The following is an 18148-nucleotide window of genomic DNA, read 5'->3' on the forward strand; positions in this document are numbered from 1 at the left end:
GTGACCAACGTGGTGAGACGCGAATAAAATGCTTGGTTGTCGTCAGCGCAGTCTTCTTTGCGCTTAGATGCACAGGCGAGGATCCGCCTGCTACGCCCATGCTTCAATCGCGTTCCGGCGGCGCTCTCTACTCTGCCCCCTCTGGCCGCCGGGGCCGGTTCGGTCTAGCCTGCGCGCCATGCCGAAGCGTATCGCCCAGCCCATTCCACCCGATGCCGCCGGTTTCTATGCCAGCCGGCGCGGCGAGCAGGTCACCTCGCTTTTGATGGCGCGGCTTGCGCCTTTACTCCCCGACCCACGCGGCCTGCGCGTTCTTGGCCTCGGATTTGCGCAGCCCCTGCTCGCTCAGTGGCGCGGGCTCGATGAGGCAAAATGGGTGGCTTCGGCGCAGCTCGATACCCCGCTCACGCGACGTCATGGAACCTCCTTTTCCAACCTTCCCTCCTGGCCCTCCTGCCTCGTCGCACCGGACTGCCTGCCTTTCGACGATCTGAGTATCGATCTGGTTGTCATGGTCCACGGGCTGGAACTGGTCGATCCACAGCCACTCCTGCGCATGGTGTGGAAGCTGCTGGCCGATCATGGGCGGCTCGTTCTGGTCGTTCCCAACCGGACAGGGCTTGCCGCCAAAGATGACACGCTGCCTTTCGGGCATGGCAGCCCTTTCTCGGCCAGCCAGCTTGATCGCGCCTTGCACCGCGGTCTATTCCGGGTCGAAGCCAGCGCGTCTGCCCTCAGCGCGCCGCTCGGCCTGTTGTCGCTGGGCGAAAAGACCGCGCTAATAGCCGACAAGGCCGTTGGCGCTTTGGGGCGTCGCCTTGGCGGCGTACATCTGGTCAATGCCTGCAAGGATCTCTACTCCGGCATGCCAGTGGAAGCGGAGCGCGCGACGCTGGGTTTTGCCCGTCGTGTCACGACCCTTGCCAGCTCGGCCAGAAGCTACCCAAACCTGCCGAAACGGCGCAAAGCTTGACCCGAAACGCAGGTATCGTAAGACTGCGCTCATGTCCCTGATTCAATCGATCAAATCCGTTCTGGCACCGCCGCACCGCGCTGCCTTCCCCTTTCTCGCGCTGACTGGCGGGTTGACCCTGCTTGGCCGCGCGACACCGTGGCGTGCTACGCGGATCATCGGCAATCTGGCGCTGGGCGGGTTCGGATTCTGCCTGTATTTTTTCCGTGACCCGAAGCGTTTTCCGCCTGCGCGCACAGACCTCGCTCTGGCTTCGGCCGATGGCCGCGTGGTATCTGTCGAACTCGCCACACCCCCTGCAGCGCTGGGCATGGGCAGCGAACCTGTCTGGCGCGTGGCGACCTTCCTCTCGGTTCTGAACGTGCATATCAACCGCATGCCCGCCGCCGGTACGGTCACCAAGATTGCCTATCACGCAGGGCAGTTTCTCAATGCGAGCCTAGACAAGGCCTCCGACCTCAACGAGCGCAACGAGGTTCGCCTGACCTTGGAAGATGGCCGCCACCTGGCGGTGGTCCAGATTGCGGGTCTCATCGCACGTCGTATCGTCTGCTATGTGGATGAAGGCAGCGTGGTCGAGCCGGGTGATCGCTTCGGTCTGATCCGCTTCGGCTCGCGTACCGATCTGTACCTGCCGCCCGGCGTGACCCCGCTGGTCAGCACGGGCCAGATCATGGTCGGTGGCGAAACCGTCATCGCCCATCTCTGAAACGCCCCTGATCATGTCCGAAGCACGCCCCGCACCTGTTGCTGACCTTCAGGTGCAAAGCTCTGGCGGTGAGGGCGCTGCCCCTCTGAGAACGGGGCGCAAGCGCCGCCGCCTGCGGCGTATCCGCCCCCGGCGTGTGCGTGTGCGTGGTCCGTCCTTCAACCGGCTCATCCCGAATTTGCTGACCATGCTCGGGCTGTGCGCCGGGCTCAGTGGCATGCGTTACGGGCTTGAGCAGCAATTTGCCTATGCGGCTGCCGCTCTGGTGATTGCGGCCTGTATCGATGGACTCGACGGACGCATTGCCCGGCTTCTGCATGGCACGTCGCGTTTCGGCGCCGAATTCGACTCGCTTTCCGATTTCGTCTGCTTTGGGGTGGCACCGCCCTTCCTGCTCTATCTATGGACGCTGCATGAAAATGGCGGACGCTATGCGTTCGTACCCTGCATCTTTTTCACCGTCTGCATGGCCCTGCGTCTGGCCCGGTTCAATGCGAGCCTCGATGACGACGAAAAACCGGAATATTCCTACAGCTTCTTCACAGGCGTTCCCGCGCCTGCAGGGGCAGGCATCGTCCTCTTTCCCATCTTTCTGGGGCTGGAGGCGGAGAAGATGCACTGGCCTCTTATTGACGGTCTGGCGCGCTCTCCCCTTCTGGCCGCAGGCGCTCTCATCCTGACGGCGGCCCTGCTCGTCTCGACACTGCCGGTCTGGTCTTTCAAGAATTTCAAGATCGCCTCACGCTATGTGCTGCCGCTCATGCTCGGCACGCTGCTTTATGCCGCGATCCTGCTGGCCGATCCCTGGCTTGCCCTGGCGGCAGCAGGCATTCTCTATCTGCTCATGCTGCCTTTCAGCCGACGCAGCTTCCATCGCCTGAAGGCTCAGGCCGAGGCGCTTTCGGAAGATATCCCCGAAGCCTGAACCGCGCCGAGCGGACAGGCCGGATCAGGGGGCGACGCCTCCCCCTGACAAGCCCGGGCTCAGAAAGCGAGTTCGACCTGACCACCAAACTGACGCGCCTCGTTGTAATAGCCCTGGAGGCCCGTCGTAACGCCCAGCGTCTTGAAATACACATGCTGCTCGGCAAACAGGTTACGCGCCCAGAGTGAGAACGTGGCCTTGCTGCCGGTATTCCCCAGCCGCACATTGGACACCGCCACACGCCCGTTGACGATCAGGCCGCTATCCCCCTTTGGCTGATAGACGTTTTTAGGATTGCCTATCCCCAGATAGACCGGATCGGTCGTGCTGGCATAATAGCCGCTGTCGATATTTCCATCGAGATGCGCAAGCAAGGTAAAGCCCTGAAACGGTCGAACGTAATCCACCTGAAAGCTCCCCGAATGCGCCGGCGTGTAGCTCTGGTAGATCGGCACCAGCATCGGGCTGACCACGCCGATCGAGTTCGGATAGGGGTTCGCGGTTGAGGGGATATGCACGTAGTTATAGGCGTAGGAGAACCCGATCGTCAGGTAGCGCAACGGGGTGACATTCAGCTCCGCTTCGACACCGCTCAGATCGCCATGGCCGGGCGCGTTGATGGTCGAGGTCGTCGTGCGCGTCGTCAGCTGATTGCCGATCTGATAAGGTCGGCTGAAATCGACCTGGATATCCTTGTAGTCCCCCCAGTACCCCGCAACATTGAAACGCGCGCGGTGATCGAGAAACTCGGTCTTGGAGCCGACTTCGAACATCGAGACCGATTCAGGGCCGAAGGCTTCGTAATCCTGCGCACGTGAATTGGCACCACCCGGCTTGTAGCCGGTGCTCCATTTCCCATAGAGCAGCACATGCCTGGTCAGGTCGCCGCTGATTTCGAGCAAAGGATCGACGCGCGACCATCCGGCATCGAAATCGATCGGGCCCGAGACGCCCGCCGTATTCACGGGGGCCTTGTTATTGACCGTGGTCAGCGTCCCCTGCTTGCCGTCATGCGACCAGCGCAGCCCTGCGGTGAGATGCAGGGCGTCGTGCAGTACGGGCGGGGTATAGACGGCGTTACCATAGACACCCCAGCTCCTGGACGTCACATGGCTGGCGCGATCGATGGGTTGAAGGCTCCAGTCATCATAGGCCGGGCCGGAAAGCAGCTTGTAGGCACTGCCCGCCGCATCGGTGAACTGGTTGGTGTAGAAGGCCTGCGCATTATCGGAGGCATGCTCGCGATAATAGACGAAGCCACCCTGGTATTTCAGGCGCTTGGTATGTCCGAAGGCCTGGATTTCCTGACTGATCTGGTTCTGCCAGAATCCCGCGAGCGAATTACGCGCAAAGTTCATGCCGAGGAAATTGCCCGAGATATTGGACATACTCCCTGAAGCCATGCCGTTATCGAACTGGCTCTGACTGAGGGAGCGATAAGCCGTGATCGAACGAAATGCCAGATATTGGGGTATCGCCTTGTAGTCGAGCGTCATGCGATGCCCGCTGTTTTTTCCGATGCTCGGCCGCTCGGGCACGCCGATATTGGCCTCTTTGGCGCGCGCAGTCTGCAATGTCGCGAGTTTGGCGAGCTTGTTCGACCCGCCTTTCAGCAACTGCATCCACAGCGTGGTCGTGCTGTCATAGGAATTGTCATAGGCGTAATCGGCGGAGAAATTATCGACCGGGTGATAGAGCGCCTCAACATGCACGCCATGCTTGTCATACTGGTTGAACCCGCCCGTATCCGGCAGCGGATTCGAGACAAGGGGCGAGCGATGCGCGGTGACCGCATCGACCTTGATGGCGAGATCGTGGAAGGCGGGCAGATCGAGATGCAACTCGCCCTTGTTGCTGCTGTAATTGCCGAAACCGCCCACCAGGCGCATTCCGAATTTTCCGGTTGGCTTGCGGGTAATGATGTTGAGCGCGCCAGCCTCGGTATTACGCCCAAAAAGCGTCCCCTGCGGGCCCTTGAGTACCTCCATGCTCTCGACATCGAACAAGGCAGTACCCAAAGCCTGAGGACGCGCGACATAGACGCCATCGATATACACGCCCACGCCCTGGTCTCGTGCGGGCTGGTTGCTGTCCCCGAGAACGCCGACGCCGCGAATATTCACGACCAGTGCTGAATTACGGCCCGAGAACTGGGCAATACGCAGCGAGGGGATGGAGCCATCACCCAGATCGACCAGAGAGACGACATGACGATTGGCGAGTTGTTTGGCACTGAAAACCGTGATCGATGCCGGATCTTTCTGAACGTTGCGCCCATGACCGGTGCCGGTCACACTGATGCTTTCTGGCGTCGCACCATGCGCTGCGCGCTTCTTCGCCGCCAGATGTGGGGCTTTCGAGGAGGGGGCTGCTGCGACCTGCGCCGGGTCTCTCGCAGCACCATCGGTCGTTTCCTGCCCGGCGGCACCCCGGCGGCTGGCCGGATGACGTTTGGTTTTTCTAGGAACCTCACCCCGACGAACAGATCCGCCGGTCATATCCTGGGGGGCGCCCCTCCCGGAAGGAGCGCTGACCGGATCAGCCCCGCCTGCGCGACCCGATGCCAATCCACGAGACGGATCGTCCTGACCTGCATTCCCCTGCGGGGCAGCGGCGTATGCCGAACCGGTACAGCAAAGAAAGGTGACCACAAGGCACAGTCTCTTACCTCTCAACACAAAACTCTCTCCTGACCGGGCGGTGCCATGACGCACCATCCGGACTCATCTCGAACCGACCAAATTCCCGGCAGGGCAACGCCGAAACAAACCGTAACGGGAGAGTTTCCATTAATTCGAAAAACGAATAGTTTCGTGGCGAAGTAAGTACGAACAGTGAATAGATTATTACACTGTCATAATTTTTTAACTATTTACGATAACAATATTCATAAACCTACCTGATCCGCGCTTCGCCTACGGATGCCTTGCAGAAATGCAGGTCGGGCCTCTGTCAGATTGCCCTATCGGCAAGAAGTGATCTTTCCCGGGTATCTGCCGTGGAGCGGATCTTGCATACGGATTCTCGAGACGCCGCGTCCTCAAACAGGAACCTCTGATCGGAACTGCATGGGCCACAGCAGATCGCAGTCAGCCCCTCTGAGTCGCATCCTGCCATGTCAATCTGAGTGGAATGATCTCCATAAACATCGATGTCTCACCACGCGGATCGGATGGATATGAAAACCCGCCTCCCTGTCACGGGGGCCCCGTCAGAGGGCGCGGTCGACTTCCTCTTCGATGTCATGGAGACGTCGGTAATCGATGCGATAAACGCCTTGCCCGTCATGGATCACCATATCGACGAAGCGCATTCCGCGAATCATGCGGGCGTGGTCATAGCTGCGTTGCAGCAGAACGGCCTGGCCTGTGGCTTCATCCGTGCCGCGCACAGTCACCAGAATTTCGGCGTGGGTGGCATCGAGCTGTTCGAGACTCAACAATGTGAGCGGGCTGGTACTGTCGATCGGATGCACCAGAGTTTCGATGAAGCGCAGTTCGGGCACCTGGGACTGGAGCAGTTTCAGCGGCGAGAAGATGCGTGTCGGGTACCCGCCCTCTCCGATGACGAACTGGGAAAGCGAGAGCTGGACCTCCATGGCCAGAACGGCGCTCTTGCGTGAATTGGCAAGCCTTATGCAGAGCGCAGGCGGGCTGGCCTGCTGGCTGATCACCCCTACCTGACTGAACAGGATCTGGGCGCGCGGCCTCGAGAATCGCGCGAACACGACACCGGTCGACAGCGCATTGATCATCATACCGAGCAGGGCTTCGATTGAGACAAGCGCGTTCGCGATGTGGCCGGTAGGGGCCATGACCCCATAGCCAACGGTTGAAAGTGTCTGCACGCTGAAGAAGAACAACGCCAGCAGATCGAGGTCGGCAGCGTTGTTGATATGCGCATTGCACAAGCGATAAAGCAGCGCAAAAGCCAGATTGATGACCACGTAAGCAAGGGTGGACCACCCCATGAAACGGGGCCAGGACGTGGTCAGGGCGTGGTGGTAGAGATCTGTCCAGAAATTACTGCCGATACCCACACGAATAACAGCCGAGCGGTCATGTTGCTGAACGGCATCCAGCGCATTTTCCTGCCCTTGAAGGGGCAACCCTACCCGTCCCCTGAGCAGCCGGCTCCATTCAACCGGCCCCTTCTGGCGGTGGTCGCCCTTCATGATTTTAAGCCCTTGTTTCGCTCAGGCCAGCCCAGCTTCCTCAAGGCGACGCAACACAAGGGCGCGCCCCATGAGCGGAAGAAGCGCATGCAGTTCCGGCCCGGCCTCTTCACCTGTCAAAGCGAGGCGCAGCGGATGGAACAGGGCCTTGCCCTTGCGGCCTGAGACCTCCTTGAGGGCGTTGATCCAATGCTTCCAGACTTCGCCATCCCAGGGTTCTGCCGGCAGGGTTTGCCGGGCTTGTGCCAGGAACTCCGCCTCACCGCTCAGGGAGGGTGGCGCAATCTCGCCCTGCACCACGTCCCACCAGAAAGCGATCTCGCCGGTCAGATCGACATTGCCGCGAATGGCGTTCCAGAAGGCCTCGCTCGCGCCCTCGGGTAGACGAGTCCTTACTGCCTCGAAGTCGAGGGTGTGGAGCAGGCGGCGATTGAGCCCAAGCAAATGCTGCATGTCGAAACGCGCCGCAGAGCGCGAGACATGGGAGAGATCGTAGCTGGCGATCGATTCCTCCAGTGTCATCGGCACCGGGTCATCCGAGCTGCCGATCTTCGAGAGGTAGGAAACGACAGATTGCGGCTCCATGCCGTCATGACGCAGAGCACGCAAGGAGAGGGAGTCGAAACGCTTGGACAGCTTGCCACCGCCCTCGTCCAGCAGAAGCGGCAGATGGGCGAAGGTAAAGCGTGATGGGCGGCCGCCCAGAGCCTCGATGATGTCGAGCTGCACGCCCGTGTTGGTGATATGATCCTCGCCCCGGATGATATGGGTCACGTCGAGTTCCATATCGTCCACGACCGAGGCCAGGGTGTAGAGCACTGTGCCATCGGCGCGCACCAGAACAGGGTCGGAGATGGCCGTCAGCTTGACCGACAGATCTCCCATGACCAGATCGCGCCAGCTCTTGTGCCCGTCCGACAGTTTGAACCGCCAATACGGCACCTTTCCATTGGCCTCGGCCCGCTCGCGCTGATCGGCGGTCAGGCGCAGCATGGCCCGGTCATAGATCGGGGGCTTGCGTGCCTTCAGCCGCGCCTCGCGCTTGGCCGCCAGTTCCTGCTCGCTCTCGAAACAGGGATAGAGCCGACCGGACGCCTTGAGGGCCTCTATGGCCTTGGCGTAGCGATCCAGGCGCTCGGACTGATGCGCCATTTCGTCCCAGTCCAGACCGAGCCATTCCAGATCGGTCTTGATGCCCTGCTCATACTCCGCCTTCGAGCGTTCCAGATCGGTATCGTCGATGCGCAGCAGGAATTGGGCACCATGCTTGCGGGCATAGAGGGCGTTGGCAATGGCCAGACGGGCATTACCAACATGAAGATAGCCGGTCGGGCTGGGGGCGAAGCGCAGTTTCATGCTGCTTCTATGCCAAGCGCGCGGGCAATTTGCCAGTGCCCGTGCGCGCCGGGCACGATCAGAATGTCAGGCGCATTCAGAAAACGCGCGAGAAACCGGCGCGCTGCAACTCGGCCAGTGCGCCCAATGCGCTGGGTGTGACAATCGCCCGCTTGTCGAGATGATTCGTGAGCTGCGCCGCAAGCTGCTCCTGTGTGGGATTGCCAGGCACGGCACCCAGTGCCAGCAGACGCCCCGCATGAGCCCAGACCGCGTTATGGCAGGCCAGAAACACAACGCCGCGTGCCTGGAGAGCCGGAATACCGCGCCCCGCCGCGCCATACGCGCCCAACTCGTCCTGATGGTGGCGAGAGCTCCCCGTCGCGCTCTGCTTGAGCGGCAGCGGAGATTGCCCCGGTGAGGTCAGGCGGGCGAGATCGAATTGCGACCACGCGGCCTCGTCATACAGCGCAAGCTGCGCCTCGCCCCAGAGCGCCATGACCAGAAGCGCATCGGGATGACCGAAGGCAAAGATCTCGCTGTTCAGAAGATTTTGGGCCTCGACGGGCCAGGATCCGGAGAGGGCAGTCCCCGTCCCGATCATCCGTTCCGCCCCGCGATAGGCACGCAGGGCATCGAAGGCGACATCGTCCCACAGATCCGGATGATCCAGCAGCCGAGGCAGCGTCGCGAACTCACGACGACGCGGCAAAGCGGTCAATTGGCGGCTCAGATCCGGCAGATGGGTTTCGGGGGCCGGGGGCGCGGGGGTCGGTAGCACAGGCTGTGCGGCCCGTGCGGCGAAAGGAAGAACGGCTCCCAATGAGGCAGCGGCAGTAATGAGCTGGCGACGCGGCAGGATCATCAGAGCTCTACCTCCTCGTCATCCTCCACAAGTCGCCGCGGGTCGAGGGTACGCCAGTCACGTTCCATGGGGGTGGCGGGCGTCGCGGCGAAATCCTCGAGTTCCGAGGCCGATTTCCAGCCATCGTCTCCCGCTTCGACCACAATTGCGTCCTCCCCGAATGAGAACCAGGCTTCCAGAACCTCACGCCCGACAGCCCCACCGACGCGGCAGCGTTCCACGCTGTCGCGCACATAGGCGCGGGCATAGGCATTGGCATGGGCGAGGTCCTGGAAGTCCTTGACCTCCTCCACAATACCCTCCTCGGCGCCACCCGAATTATCGAGAATCCTGACAAACCAACCGCGATCGGGTTCCGCTTCTGAGCTGCTCATGCGCCATTCTCCTTGGACTTGCTTTGTATCTTCTGAAGGAGGAATTCACGGCCGACCTTGACCCGCTTCTCCCCGTCATAAGCGACGATATCGGCGGTGGCGTAGGTTTCGTTCCATTTGACCGGGATGAACGATCCGGTGCCGACCACATCGAGCGGGGCGTGGGAGTCGCGCATGGTCATGCATTTCTCGAGGCCGAACCCCGAGGAGACGATGATCTTCACCTCCGTGAAGCCCGCCGCGTTCAATTGCTCACGCATCCACCAGATAGCGGCTGCCGAAACACCCGTCCCGACCAGATCCTTCAGCTCATGATCGGAGCGATAACGCCTGATCGTGCCCGGCGTATGGCGTTCCAGCACGGCATAGGACGACTGGGGATCAAGCCCCTCGATGAAGCGGCCACCATGGGTGTCGAGACGCACACTGATGCGCCCCTGCGCCGCCAGTTCCGGGAAACGATGGCACACGGCCAGCGCATCGGTGATCTCCTGACCGAAATAATCGACCAGCACCACCAGCGGATCGTCGGGATAGACCTCGCGATACATCTCGGCGGCGCGCAGCGTGGAGCCGGCATAGCCGATCAGCGCATGGGGCATGGTTCCCAGCCCGTGATCCTGACCGAAGAACGCCGCCGTTACGTCATTGGCACACCCGACAAAACCACGCGCGCCCTCGCGTCGTGCAGCGCGTGACCCGATGGACGCCGCATAGCCCATCATCTCCTGCATTTCGAACCCGGCGCAATGACGGGCCTCCATGGCCATGAAGGCGGCATCCGGCAAAGCCAGCGCCATCTGATAGGCATTATGCGCAGCCACACAGGCCGAGCCGAGCTTCTGAAGCAGCAGGGTTTCCAGCGGAGCAAGCTTCGTGAAGGGGCCTGTCAGATAGAGCAGGGGCTCTCCTGCCCCGACCCAGCTTCCTTCCGCCGAGATGATGTCGATCGCGACCTCGAAATCCTGCTCGCGGGCCACGTTTTCGAGCCAGGCCACCATGAGCCCGTGTGCTGCAATCACCGGGCGCCGGATGAACAGCGCATAGGTGACCTCACACTCGCCGAAGCGCGACACAATGGCCTGTGTGCGATTGAAATACGCATCCGTCCGTGCCGCGATTTCGCCAGGCGTCAGCGAAAGTCTGGGGCTGAGCGCCGCATCGAGTGCGGCGCGTCCCTCATCCGCCTTGGGCGGGGTCATCCCCGAAGCGCCCCGTGGTCACGGAAATGGCCCGTCAGTTCCTCGGCGAGGAGAAAGGCCATCTCGAGTGACTGCTCGGCATTGAGGCGCGGATCGCAGAAGGTTTCGTAGCGCCCGGCCAGGTCGGCCTCGGTCAGGCACTGGGCGCCGCCCACGCATTCGGTCACGTCCTGGCCGGTCATCTCGATATGGATGCCGCCCGGACGGAGCCCGGCCTTCTGGAAGACGGAGAAGAAACCCTTCACTTCGCCCAGAATGGAGTCGAAGGAGCGCGTCTTGACCTTGTCAGCCGTGCTGATGGTGTTGCCATGCATCGGGTCGCACAGCCATGTGACGGTGCGACCGCTTGCCTGGACCTTGTCGAGCAGAGGCGGCAGGAAATCCCCAACCTTGCTGGCACCCATGCGCGAGATGAGCGTAATGCGTCCCGCCTCATCCTTCGGATTGAGGATATCGAGCAGGTTTTCCAGATCGTCCAGCGTGGTCGTCGGCCCGACCTTGATGCCGATCGGATTGCCCACGCCACGCAGGAACTCGACATGCGCCCCATCGGGCTGGCGCGTGCGATCGCCGATCCAGAGAAAATGGGCCGAGCAATCGTACCAGTTCTCGCTCAGGCTATCGATGCGCGTGAGTGCCTGCTCATAGGGCAGAAGCAGCGCCTCATGAGACGTATAGAACTCGGTCTCGTTGATCTGGGGGGCGCTCTGGTTGAACCCACAGGCCCCCATGAAGGAGAGCGTCTCATCGATGCGCTGGGCCAGATCCTGATAGCGCTCGGCCAGAGGCGAACGCTTGACGAATCCGAGATTCCAGCGATGCACCTCATGCAGATTGGCATAGCCGCCCGATGCGAAGGCACGCAGCAGGTTCATGACGCCGGCAGACTGGAAATAACCGGTTTCCATGCGTGCCGGATCAGGCAGGCGGGCGGATTCAGTGAATTCCGGCCCGTTGATGATGTCACCGCGATAGCAGGGCAAGGTGACGCCGTCCTGCGTCTCCGTGTCGGAAGAGCGCGGCTTGGCATATTGACCCGCCATACGGCCGATCTTGATGACCGGCACCTTGGCTCCAAAGGTGAGAACGACCGCCATCTGCAGGAGCACACGGAAGGTGTCGCGCACGATATCGGCCGTAAACTCGTTGAAGCTCTCGGCACAGGCTCCGCCCTGCAGCACAAAGGCCTCGCCACGCGCTGCCTTGGCAAGCTGGCTCTTGAGGCGCCGCGTCTCACCCGCAAACACCAGTGGCGGATATCGCCGCAGACGGGCTTCGACAGAGTCGAGCGCGGCTGCATCCAGATATTGGGGCGCCTGGCGGATGGGGTGCGACCGCCAGCTCGACGGCGTCCAGCCGGCGTGCGCAGCGGATTCGCGGTTCGGGTGCATGAGAGCGTCTTCCTTTGGTTGAAAAAAGGGAACTTAGTATGGAGCGTAATGGCCCATACGCCTAGGGGCTATCCTGCGCCCTCACCCGGCGGAAGGTGAGATTCCATCGCAGCGCGCCGGTCAGCGGGTGCATGTCCGGTTTGAGCGGGGCGATGCCGTGATAAAACAGCCGTGACCGGCCGCCCCAGACGACGACATCGCCGCTCAACAGGGGGATCTTGCGAACGGCGTCGGTTCTGGCCACCCCGCCGAACAGAAACAGGGCCGGAACCCCCAGAGAAATCGAAACGATGGGGCTTTCCAATGCCTCCTCGTCACGGTCCTGATGCAGCCCCATCCGCGCGCCCGGTTCATAGCAGTTGATCAGACAGGCTTGCGGCGTGAACCCGTCAAAACCTGCCTCCTGCGCCAGATCACGCGCGAGCCGGGCCCATTCCTGAGGCAAATCCGGCCAGTCCTTGCCGGTCAGGGGGTCAACGGACTCGTAACGATAGCCGCTCCTGTCCGAGTGCCAGCCCAATTCGCCACAATTTGTCATGCGGACCGAGAACTGCCGTCCACCCGGTGTCTGCAAACGGCGAAGGGGAGAAAAAGCGGCAATCGTTTCTATCGTCTCGATCAGGCTGCGTTCCTGGTCGAGCGCCCGCCCGGGCAGGAAAGCGGCGCCCGGTCCCAGAGTCTCGGTCTGACGTATCGTCTTGAAGAGGTCGTCCATCACGATAGGCTCTTGCCGCCTCCGATCTCACGAATTACTTGGAGTCTCTGACTGCGCCAGAGATCGGGCTTATTTCCGAAATGGCAACCACCGTTCCTGTACGCCTTGCCGAATGGGACGAAACTGCAAGGGAATGCTTCGATGTCAACGCGCCGACGCGCCGCCTTACTGGCTGCCTCTCTTTTCGCCCTGCCCGCCGGAACGGCTTTCGCCCAGTTCACCGGGCAGAATGCTCCAAACGAGGCCCATGCCCCGCAGAACACGGCCAATGACACGGGCGTGGAATATCATGGCAAGGGCGAGCATCTGACCGCCAAGGGGCGTCACTCCCTGCCGCCCGGCTATCAGGAAACGCCGAGCACCGAGTTCCAGCACGGTCCCGATCCGGATCACGCCGATAATGTGCAGCGCGATGCGGTGACCGGTGCGGATCTGAGCAAGTTCGGCTCGGCCTATTCAAACAGCAGCCCGGTCCAGAGCGGTCAGTTGGGCGACGCCTCGGGCAATGGCTGGGTTGCTCCGCGCTGATCTTCTGACTGCGCATTTTCCCGAAGCATTCTCTTGATGCGCTGGCTTGCAAACCGACGCGACACTATGAGGCTTGCCCTGGCCGGCCTCACGCCCCGGTGAAAACGCTTCCCTGAACCGGGCAGGAACTCCCTGCCTTGGTCCCGGTTCTTCCTTCCGGAATCACCGCCCCCTATGACGGGCGAACCGGAAAGGATGAGACCATGCCCTCTCTCAAGCTGCGCGACGGAAATTCTCTCCATTACAAGGATATGGGTGCGGGTCGTCCTGTCCTGCTGGTCCACGGCTGGCCACTTACCGGCGATATGTGGGAATACCAGACCCTGGCGCTGCTCGAGGCCGGATACAGGGTCATCACCTATGACCGTCGCGGCTTCGGTCAGTCGAGCCATCCCTTTGGTGGCTATGATTATGACACCCTTACCGCCGATCTGGCCGAGCTGATCGAAAGCCTGGACCTGACAGACCTCACGCTCGTCGGGTTCTCCATGGGGGGCGGTGAGGTCGCACGCTATTTGAGCCGATACGGCACGACGCGTGTCGCAGGCGTCGCCCTGATCGCATCGGTCGTGCCCTATCTGCTGCAGGACAGCAGCAATCCCGACGGTGTCCCTGTCGACGTCTTCGCGGATTTCAAGGCCCAGATACGGCGCGACCGCTTCGCCTTCCTGGCCGAGTTCCTCAAGAGCTTCTACGGCGTGAGCATGATCCGCAAACCGGTCAGTCAGGCGCTGATCGACTGGAGCTTCACGCTGGGTATCATGGCAAGCCCGAACGCCACGCTGGACTGTATCGACAGCTTCAGCCGCACCGATTTCCGCCCCGATCTGGCGGCTTTCACGGTGCCTACGCTCGTCGTGCATGGTACGGGCGACAAGACCGTGCCCTATGAACTGACGGGCAAGCGTGTGAAGGATCTCGTGCCCCATGCGCGCTATGTGGAGTATGACAGCGCCCCGCATGGCCTCTTTGCGACGGATGCAGAGGCCCTCAACCGCGATCTTCTGTCTTTCCTGTCCGGCACGACCCTCTGATACGCGTCCCACCCGGGCATTTCCCTGCCCGGGTACCCCGCACGACATCCACCGTGTAATCAATCGCGTCGTTGGCCGTATCGTCGGCCTGGCCGCAGGCTTTGTCGTGTACGGTATGACGGGCCGTGTCATGGGTGAAGCATGAGGCGATGTGAGATCAGCCCCTCGCCTGCGCCATGTCGGGAGAAGGTAAGGTAGCTCCTGTTTCCTCGGCAACATCACCAACCGGGCACCATCGCCAACCGGGCACCATCAATAAAGAGCCACAGCGCCGTTCGCGCTCAAGGTCTATCTTGTATCCATAGTTCATGGACGCATGAGAGGGCCGTCCTTTGTCTCACCTGAGAGGACTGAACCCGGGGCTTATCCCGGGGCTGATCGCGGTCGCCCTGCTGTGCCCTTGCACGGCCTGCGGTTGGGGCGAACGGACGCATGGCGTCATCAACCGCACGGCCATCGATACACTCCCAGATGACGGCCCCGTCTATCTCAAGGCGCGAAAGACGCTGATCACGCGATCGGCCACGTGACCCGACACTTGGCGCGCCGCAAGCGAGCTCTTCTCCAAAATGGCAGAAGACCCGAACCATGGCTGGTTCCGTGAGCAATTCGCCTTCATGACCGCCATCCCACGCTCGCGCATGGAATGCCTGTTCACCCTTTATCGCGAGCATGAACGCCTCGTCCGGAGCGACCCGGGCACGGCACAACGCGTGAACATACGCTGGACCGGCACTTTGCCTTATGCGGTATTGGAGGGATATGGCCGTCTGGTCGCCGATATGCGGCTCATGCGGGCGTTGCGCCTGGAGGGCATGGACACCAAGCCATTCGAGATCGATACGGCGTTTCTGGTGGCCTGGATGGGGCATTATAACGCCGATAGCTCTCAGCCCCTGCATGTCAGCATTCATCATGATGGCTAGGTCGGGCCGAACCCGGCGCATTATACCCGCGATCCAGCCGTTCATGGGCGGCTCGAGACCGATTACGTCAACCTGATCGGCCTTTCGGAACGCGATATTGTCCCGCATCTGCCGCCGGTCGCGCATCAGCACGGCGATGTCTTTACCGCCGTGCTCGCCTATCTCGACCGGTCGCATCGGGATGTCGAAACCGTCTACCGCCTGAACCGGGACGGCGCATTGCGCGACGTCGGCAATCGGGAGGCCCGGAGCCTTGTCTATGAGCGTTGTGCCGCGGCATCGGCGATGCTGCGCGATCTGGTGACCCGCGCTTGGAAAGAGAGCGCCCTCTCCCCCCTTCCGCCAACCCATCCTGACGATCCGGACAGCCTTGGCTACGACCCTGCCACCGGATCGGCTCCGGCGCCTCTGTCGAGAGAACTGCCCGAACCCGTGCGCCACGCGGCTCCCTAGCCTCAGCCGATCACCTTGAGGCACGAGACGCATGCGGCCCCCAGCCGGATAAAGTGTGTGGCTTGCCGGGTTGGGAGCGATTTGGGAGGCGGTTCAGGAACGGGGCGTGCGCTCACGCTGGCGTGTAGGCGTGCGCATGGTGACAAACTCTTCCGCTGTGGTCGGGTGAATGCCGATCGTGCGGTCAAAATCGATTTTCTTGAGCCCGGCCGTGACCGCAATGGCGATGCCCTGCATCATCTCTGCTGCCGCATCGCCCATCATATGCGCGCCCACTACTTTCTGGCTTTCACGCTCGACGATCAGCTTCATGAACGCCTTGCGATCCCGCCCGATCAGGGTCTGGCGTAGAGGACGGAACGCGGCAGTGAATACCTCGATATCCGCCTTCTCCACGGCCTCCTCTTCCGTCAGGCCAACACTGGCGAGGGTCTCCGAGAAGAACACGGCCTTGGGTGTCGTCTCGAAAGACCAGCTTCTGGTCTGACCGGCATACAGGGTTTCGGCCAGGATATGACCTTCCGCAATCGCGACAGGGGTAAGATTGATCCGGTCGGTCACATCGCCGATCGCGAAGATATTGGCGATATTGGTCGCCGATCGCTCATCGACAGCAACGGCGCCATTCTTGAGCGTCACGCCGACGGCTTCCAGCCCAAGCCCATCGATATTGGGTTTGCGTCCGGTTGCGAAGAAAACAAGTCCGGTCTCGATGCTCTTGCCATTGCCGAAGGTGACACGATAGCTGGACTCGCCCAGTTTCTCGATCCGCTCCGGGCTCTGACCCGCATGAACCGTGATGCCATGATGCGGCAGCGCCTCATGCAGTTTCTCGCGCAGTTCCCGGTCGAAGCCGCGCAAAGGCAGGTCCTGACGAAAGACGAGATCGACCTGCGACCCCAGCCCCGCGAAAATCCCGGCGAACTCGACCCCGATATACCCGCCGCCGATGATGCAGATACGCTCCGGGCGCGCTTTTAGATGAAAGGCCTGATCGGAGATGATAGCGTGCTCCGCGCCCTCAATGGGGGGGCGCGTTGGGCGTCCGCCCGTGGCAATCACGATGCGCTTGGCCGTCACCCGCCTCGGTTCCGCCTGCTCGTCCAGCGGTCCCGGGCCGATCTCGATGGTGTTGGCGTCGATCAGTTTGGCCCGCCCGATAAAAAGCTCGACCCCTGCCTTGCCCAGCATGGATTTGTAGATCCCGTCGAGCCGCTCGATTTCCTTGTCCTTGGCGGCGATCAGTTTCTGCCAGTCATGCGCGCCGGTTCGGATATCCCAGCCATAGGCGCGGGCGTCTTCTGCGGCCTCGGCACCTTCGGAGGCATAGACCATGAGCTTCTTGGGTACACAGCCCAGATTGACGCAGGTCCCGCCCCAATGGCGGCTTTCGGCAATGGCGACCTTGGCCCCGTTCTGTGCGGCGATACGCGCAAAGCGGACGCCGCCCGATCCGGCACCAATTACGAAAACATCGAAATCCGGCATGAAGCCCCTCCCCCAAATGAAACGCGGCCGGGAAACCTCCCGGCCGCGCATGGCATGTTCAGTCGTCTGTCTTGCGCCCGTTCAGAACGGGGCGAGAGGGCTCAACGTTCCGCAAAGGCCTTCTCGACCACATACGAACCCTGATTGCTCATATTGCCTTCATCAAAGCCCATGGAAAGGAGGAGCTTTTCGGTATCGGCCAGCATCTCGGGCGACCCGCAGATCATGACGCGGTCATGCTCGGGGTCCAGCTTGGGCAAGCCCAGATCCTCGAAGATCTTGCCGTTCTCGATCAGCGTGGTGATACGATCCGTGACCGCAAACTCCTCGCGCGTCACAGCCGGATAGTATTTGAGCTGCTTGGAAACGAATTCGCCCAGGAATTCGTGGTTCGGCAGATCGTGGCGGATATGGTTCATATAAGCCAGTTCGCCTGAGACGCGTACGGTATGGCTCAGCACCACATTCTCGTAACGCTCATAGCATTCCGGGTCCTCGATCAGGCTCATGAAGGGCGCAAGGCCCGTGCCCGTCGAGAGGAAGTAAAGGTTACGGCCCGGGCGGAGATTATCGAGCAACAGCGTGCCCACCGGCTTGCGACCGACGAGCACGGTATCACCCACTTTCACATGGCGCAGGCGCGAGGTCAGAGGACCGTCTTCCACCGCGATGGAGAGGAATTCGAGTTCCTCCTCGTAATTGGCAGAGACGATGGAGTAGGCGCGCAGCAGCGGCTTGCCTTCAACCTCGATGCCGATCATCGTGAACTGACCGTTTTCGAAGCGCAGACCGGGGTCGCGGGTGCAGGTGAAGGTGAACAGACGATCGGTCCAGTGATGGACGCTCAGAACCTCGCAGGCCTGAAGATGCCCATATTCCTTGCTGGGCGGTGCCAGACGATACTGGCCGGGATGGCCCTCAACAGGCAGGAGCCCCGAAAGCGGCTCGGCAATAATGGGCATCGGCAGGGAGACAGGCGCGTTCATCGGCACTCTTTCGCAGGGAGCAGGGGGCGGGCGGTCTGACACCGCCCAAAGTGGCGAAATTTCTAGAGCA

Annotated in this window: 18 protein-coding genes; 8 read left to right on the forward strand and 10 right to left on the reverse strand. The window is 61.5% G+C overall.

Annotated features, from left to right (window positions below; all coding sequences use genetic code 11):
- Positions 1–178 precede the first annotated feature (178 nt).
- From AA0535_RS02795 to AA0535_RS02805, 3 genes are all read left to right on the forward strand, one after another.
- Complete coding sequence (locus AA0535_RS02795; protein ID WP_264814389.1) at positions 179–973, forward strand: class I SAM-dependent methyltransferase; 795 nt, start codon at positions 179–181, stop codon at positions 971–973.
- A 31-nt stretch (positions 974–1004) separates the two neighbouring features.
- Positions 1005–1682 (forward strand): phosphatidylserine decarboxylase, encoded by a 678-nt coding sequence (locus tag AA0535_RS02800; RefSeq protein ID WP_373319262.1) that lies wholly within the window; start codon positions 1005–1007, stop codon positions 1680–1682.
- Positions 1683–1824: 142 nt separating this feature from the next.
- Positions 1825–2607, forward strand: a complete 783-nt coding sequence (locus AA0535_RS02805; RefSeq protein ID WP_264814711.1) for a CDP-alcohol phosphatidyltransferase family protein — start codon at positions 1825–1827, stop codon at positions 2605–2607.
- Positions 2608–2666: 59 nt separating this feature from the next.
- Here the strand turns inward: AA0535_RS02805 and AA0535_RS02810 are convergent, their stop codons facing one another.
- The 8 genes from AA0535_RS02810 to alkB form a co-directional block, all read right to left on the reverse strand.
- Positions 2667–5105, reverse strand: coding sequence for a TonB-dependent receptor (locus tag AA0535_RS02810; RefSeq protein ID WP_264814390.1), 2439 nt, complete (start codon positions 5103–5105; stop codon positions 2667–2669).
- Between the two features lie 713 nt (positions 5106–5818).
- Positions 5819–6781 (reverse strand): ion channel, encoded by a 963-nt coding sequence (locus AA0535_RS02815; RefSeq protein ID WP_264814391.1) that lies wholly within the window; start codon positions 6779–6781, stop codon positions 5819–5821.
- A 21-nt stretch (positions 6782–6802) separates the two neighbouring features.
- On the reverse strand, positions 6803–8137 hold the full coding sequence (gene gltX / locus AA0535_RS02820) for a glutamate--tRNA ligase (protein WP_264814392.1): 1335 nt from the start codon (positions 8135–8137) through the stop codon (positions 6803–6805).
- Between the two features lie 76 nt (positions 8138–8213).
- Positions 8214–8981, reverse strand: coding sequence for a transcriptional initiation protein Tat (locus AA0535_RS02825; protein ID WP_264814393.1), 768 nt, complete (start codon positions 8979–8981; stop codon positions 8214–8216).
- The gene (locus AA0535_RS02830; RefSeq protein ID WP_127100220.1) at positions 8981–9355 is read right to left on the reverse strand and encodes a hypothetical protein; all 375 of its coding nucleotides are present in this window, start codon (positions 9353–9355) and stop codon (positions 8981–8983) included. Before AA0535_RS02830 ends, AA0535_RS02825 begins: the two co-directional genes overlap by 1 nt.
- Positions 9352–10557 carry a beta/alpha barrel domain-containing protein gene (locus tag AA0535_RS02835; protein WP_264814395.1) on the reverse strand — a complete coding sequence of 402 codons (1206 nt, stop codon included), beginning with the start codon at positions 10555–10557 and terminating at the stop codon, positions 9352–9354. The genes AA0535_RS02830 and AA0535_RS02835 overlap by 4 nt, the downstream gene beginning before the upstream one ends.
- A complete protein-coding gene (locus AA0535_RS02840; RefSeq protein ID WP_264814396.1) occupies positions 10554–11948 on the reverse strand; it encodes a class II 3-deoxy-7-phosphoheptulonate synthase in 1395 nt (464 codons plus the stop codon). The genes AA0535_RS02835 and AA0535_RS02840 overlap by 4 nt, the downstream gene beginning before the upstream one ends.
- A 61-nt stretch (positions 11949–12009) precedes the next feature.
- Complete coding sequence (gene alkB, locus AA0535_RS02845) at positions 12010–12663, reverse strand: DNA oxidative demethylase AlkB (protein ID WP_264814712.1); 654 nt, start codon at positions 12661–12663, stop codon at positions 12010–12012.
- A gap of 141 nt (positions 12664–12804) precedes the next feature.
- Here alkB and AA0535_RS02850 point away from each other — a divergent pair, with 141 nt between their 5' ends.
- The 5 genes from AA0535_RS02850 to AA0535_RS02870 all read left to right on the forward strand — a co-directional run bounded on the left by AA0535_RS02850 (position 12805) and on the right by AA0535_RS02870 (position 15604).
- Positions 12805–13191 (forward strand): hypothetical protein, encoded by a 387-nt coding sequence (locus AA0535_RS02850; RefSeq protein WP_264814397.1) that lies wholly within the window; start codon positions 12805–12807, stop codon positions 13189–13191.
- Positions 13192–13328: 137 nt separating this feature from the next.
- Positions 13329–14225 (forward strand): alpha/beta fold hydrolase, encoded by an 897-nt coding sequence (locus tag AA0535_RS02855; protein ID WP_306310212.1) that lies wholly within the window; start codon positions 13329–13331, stop codon positions 14223–14225.
- A 332-nt stretch (positions 14226–14557) separates the two neighbouring features.
- On the forward strand, positions 14558–14755 hold the full coding sequence (locus AA0535_RS02860; RefSeq protein ID WP_264814398.1) for a hypothetical protein: 198 nt from the start codon (positions 14558–14560) through the stop codon (positions 14753–14755).
- Between the two features lie 39 nt (positions 14756–14794).
- Positions 14795–15151, forward strand: a complete 357-nt coding sequence (locus tag AA0535_RS02865) for a phospholipase C/P1 nuclease family protein (protein ID WP_264814399.1) — start codon at positions 14795–14797, stop codon at positions 15149–15151.
- Positions 15152–15301: 150 nt separating this feature from the next.
- Entirely contained in the window at positions 15302–15604 is a 303-nt protein-coding gene (locus tag AA0535_RS02870; protein ID WP_264814401.1) for a hypothetical protein, read from the forward strand.
- A gap of 93 nt (positions 15605–15697) precedes the next feature.
- Here the strand turns inward: AA0535_RS02870 and gorA are convergent, their stop codons facing one another.
- Complete coding sequence (gene gorA, locus AA0535_RS02875) at positions 15698–17092, reverse strand: glutathione-disulfide reductase (RefSeq protein WP_264814402.1); 1395 nt, start codon at positions 17090–17092, stop codon at positions 15698–15700.
- A 101-nt stretch (positions 17093–17193) separates the two neighbouring features.
- Complete coding sequence (locus tag AA0535_RS02880) at positions 17194–18078, reverse strand: ferredoxin--NADP reductase (protein WP_264814403.1); 885 nt, start codon at positions 18076–18078, stop codon at positions 17194–17196.
- Positions 18079–18148: the final 70 nt, after the last annotated feature.

The organism is Asaia krungthepensis NRIC 0535 (assembly GCF_025995175.1).
Taxonomy (GTDB): domain Bacteria; phylum Pseudomonadota; class Alphaproteobacteria; order Acetobacterales; family Acetobacteraceae; genus Asaia; species Asaia krungthepensis.